This is a genomic window from Brevundimonas sp. (genome assembly GCF_023259385.1).
GTDB lineage: Bacteria > Pseudomonadota > Alphaproteobacteria > Caulobacterales > Caulobacteraceae > Brevundimonas.
Genome location: NZ_JAHFPF010000310.1, coordinates 1 through 3,662, shown reverse-complemented (window position 1 = coordinate 3,662; position 3,662 = coordinate 1). Strand labels below are relative to the sequence as shown.

Genomic DNA, 3,662 nt, shown 5'->3' with positions numbered 1-3,662 from the left:
ACCCCCGCCGCCGGCGCTTCGCGATAGGTCAGCAGGAAGGGTAGGAGGCAGCCGACGACCAGTAGGCCGAGCAGGGTCATCCGTGGCCCGGTGTCGGCGAAGAGCGGCGCGGTGATCAGCACGCCGCTGGCGGCCCCCAGCGGCGCACCGAGGCCCAGGAAGGCGGCGACGCGGCCCTTCTGTCCATCGGGAACACGGTCCGCCAGGACGGCGGTCAACGGCGCGAACATCATGTTGAAGGCCAGCTGGAACAGCATCACGCCGGCGACGAGGACGAGCGGGCTCCGCGCCGCCGCGATGAGCGCATAGGCGAGGAGCACGCCCGCCAGGCCGGCCATGATCCACGGGCGGCGCCGCCCCAGCCGGTGCCGGGTCCGGTCGCTGGCCCAGCCCACGGCCATGTTGGCGACGCTGGCGACCAGCGCGCCCCAAAGGGTGACGAGACTGAGGAGGCCTATCTTGTCAGCCGGGGCCAGGCTCTGGGCCTGCAGCGGAACCAGCAGGGAGAGCAGGGGGACAAAGGCGATGAACGCCCCGACATAGGCCAGGGTCAGGACGGCGATGAAGCCTGCTCGGACGGGGGTCGCGGGACCGCCCTCAAGGTCTTGGACAGCCTTCATGGTGCGCGGACAGTGGCCAATGTCGATTTATGGAGCGAGCGAAATCTTGCGTGATGCGCGGCGAAGACCGCATATCAGTCCCGCTGACGGACCACTGGACACCGTCACCGGGGAGGCTGCCGCCACGATGACCGCGACGATCTACGATGTCGCCGCCCTTGCGGGCGTTTCCATAAAATCCGTGTCTCGCGTGCTGAACCGTGGACCGAATGTCAGCGCCAAGCTCGAGGCCAAGGTGCTGGCCGCCGTCGAGAGCCTCGACTACCGGCCCAATCTGTCGGCCCGCGCCCTGGCGGGCGCGTCGTCCTATCTGATCGCCGCCTTCGTGGACGCCGAGTTGACGCTGGAGCACTGGCGCAGCGGGCGCGGCAACGACTACCTCAGTCGTCTCGAATACGGCGCGCTCGTCGAATGCCGCAAGGCCGGCTACCACCTGATGGTCGAACTGGTGGACTACGGATCGCCGAGCCTGGAGTCCTGGCTCCTGGCCCTGCTGCGGTCGCTGAAACCCGACGGCGTGCTGCTGACGCCGCCGAACTCGGACGATCCCCGTGTGCTTGAGATTCTTGAGCGCAACGGCACGCCCTTCGTGCGGCTGGGCGCGGAGGTCGACCTCGACCGCGGCATGCGGGTGTTCATGGACGACCGGCAGGCCGCGGAGGACATGACCGCCCACCTGATCGCGCTGGGACACCGCCGTATCGGTTTCATCACCGGACCGGGCAGCTATGCGGCGAGCCGCAAGCGCCGCGAAGGCTTTGAGGCGGCGATGGAGCGGCATGGCCTGGAGATCGACCGCGGCCTGATCGTTGAAGGCGACTTCACCTTCGATTCGGGACGGCGGGCGGGAACCGCCATCCTGAGCCGGGCGGAGCGCCCGACCGCCATCTTCGCCAGCAATGACGACATGGCTCTCGGCGTACTCAACGCCGCGGCCGCGCTCGGCGTGGCGACGCCGGCCGCCCTGGCGGTCTGTGGGTTCGACGACACTCCCAGCGCCATGCTGAGCACGCCGCCCCTGACCACTATTCGCCAGCCGGTGGCCGAGATGGCGGCGGCGGCCACGCGGCTGCTGCTTCCCTCGTCCGCCGGGCGACCGGGCCATGCGGAACGGGTGGACTATACTTTGGTCGACCGGTTCTCGACCCATCCGGCCGGTTGATGGGAGGTTCTGTGACAGCGCTGTCAAATTGCATTGACAGCGCTGTCAAATCTGAACAGTGTAACCTGAGGAAACGGACGGGCCTGTGAGCGCGTCGGTATGATGGAATCCTGGTGAACAGGGTCCACGGGGAGGGAAGACCATGACCACGTTCAAGCGTTCGCTTCTGCTCGGCTGCGCGTCTCTGGCCATAACCGCCGGTGCAGCCCAGGCGCAGACGGCTCCGGCTGCCGCTGCGGCGGAAAGGCAGGACGAGGCCACTGACATCGGAGAGGTGGTCGTCACCGCCGAACGGCGCGAGCAGACGCTCCAGAACTACGCCGGGGTGGCCCAGGTCATCACCGGCGAAGACCTCCGGGCCGTTGGCATCGATCAGATCGAGGACCTCCAGTCCGCCATCCCGGGCCTGTCCATCTCGAACCAGGAAGGCAACGTCCAGATTTACATCCGCGGCGTGGGCACGGCCAACAACACCGAGCTGGGCGATCCTTCGGCGGCGACCCACCTGAACGGCGTCTATCTTCCGCGTCCCCGAGGTCTCGGCGGACTGTTCTTCGACCTCGCGCGGGTGGAGGTGGCCAAGGGGCCGCAAGGCACCCTGCGCGGTCGCAACGCCGTGGCCGGCACGCTGAACATCATTCCGAACATGCCGCGTCTGGGTGTGTTCGAAGGATTCGCCCAAGGGGAAGTCGGCACGCTGGAGACGGCCGGATACGAAGCCGCCGCCAACATGCCGATCGGCGAGAACCAGGCCCTGCGCCTGGCCGTGTACGGCGTGGATCGCGGCACCGCCTATGAGAACGTGGGCAACGACCAGAGCCTGGATCCGACCGGCGAGCAGCAGCTGTTCTCGGCGCGCGCGACCTACCTCTACCAGCCCAACGAGCGCTTCCGCCTGACCTTCATGGGCGACTTCGAATCCGAGCGCGGCACCGGCTATCCCGCAACCAACATCCGCAACGGCCTGGTCAACGGCGGCACGCCCGATCAGCTGGAGCTGCGCGAGGTCCTGTATCGCGGCCCGCAGGGCCTGGTCGAGAATGACAACTGGGGCCTGGCGCTGAACTCGTCCTACGACTTCGGTCCCGCGGTGCTGGAATACACCGGCAGCCGCCGCAACGTGGACTACTACCAGGTCAACGCGTCCAACGAGGGCGTGGTGCGTCCGGGCTATGGAGCGGCCAACGTCGACTACGACAATTTCGGCACGCAGTACTGGCTGACCCTGTCGGAATCCGACGTCCATGAGCTGCGGCTGTCGTCCGCGCCCGGCGCCGAGACGGTCTGGTCGACCGGGCTGTTCTACTTCAAGGAAAGCCAGCAGGTCGGCTTCCTGTCCGTGGTCGACAAGGGCCAGTTCTACTCGGGTACGGAATTCACCTTCCCGGACGTCCAGTCCGATTCCTTCGCGGCTTATTTCGACATCACCTATCCGGTCACCGACCAGCTGCGCCTGAAGGCCGGCTATCGCTACACCGAGGAGAACAAGTCCCGGCGCGGCATCGGCGGCAACTGGGTGCTGGGTCTCGGCTCGGACGGCTTCGGCTGCTGCTTCACCACACGCCTCGGCACCGAGGGTTTCCGGCCTAACTTCACCGGTCGAGCGAGCTATGCTCCGCCGACGCCGGGCAACAATCAGGAGGCCGCGCGCTACTTCCTGGGCGCCTTCACCCCTGGCGCGCGCGATACCTTCCTGGACCAGATCGCCGGCGTGGCCGACGGCTCCCGGCCGAACGGAACCTGCGTCAATCGCCCCGACACCCAGCCGGGCGGCGGCGGACAGGTCTGCCCTCCCAACGGCCAGCACAGCTTCTTCCAGATCTCGGCCCCGGGAGAGCAGGTTGGATCGTATGAGGACTCGTTCAGCGATTACCGCATCG

General features: G+C 67.3%; 3 protein-coding genes. 2 read left to right on the top strand and 1 reads right to left on the bottom strand.

The window, feature by feature from the left end; translation table 11 throughout:
• The coding region (locus tag Q0C81_RS17365) for an MFS transporter (RefSeq protein ID WP_291840949.1) at positions 1-620 on the bottom strand (620 nt) is incomplete at its 3' end.
• A 127-nt stretch (positions 621-747) separates the two neighbouring features.
• On the opposite strand from Q0C81_RS17365, the gene Q0C81_RS17360 reads away from it, so the two are divergent.
• Entirely contained in the window at positions 748-1,782 is a 1,035-nt protein-coding gene (locus tag Q0C81_RS17360) for a LacI family DNA-binding transcriptional regulator (RefSeq protein ID WP_291840947.1), read from the top strand.
• 142 nt (positions 1,783-1,924) lie between these two features.
• Positions 1,925-3,662 (top strand): TonB-dependent receptor (locus Q0C81_RS17355; protein ID WP_291840945.1); only part of this gene is annotated, 1,738 nt, incomplete at its 3' end.

Coding starts and splice junctions, on each gene's coding strand:
- Q0C81_RS17360 (WP_291840947.1), top strand. CDS start 748: ATGACCGCGACGATCTACGATGTCGCCGCCCTTGCGGGCGTTTCCATA.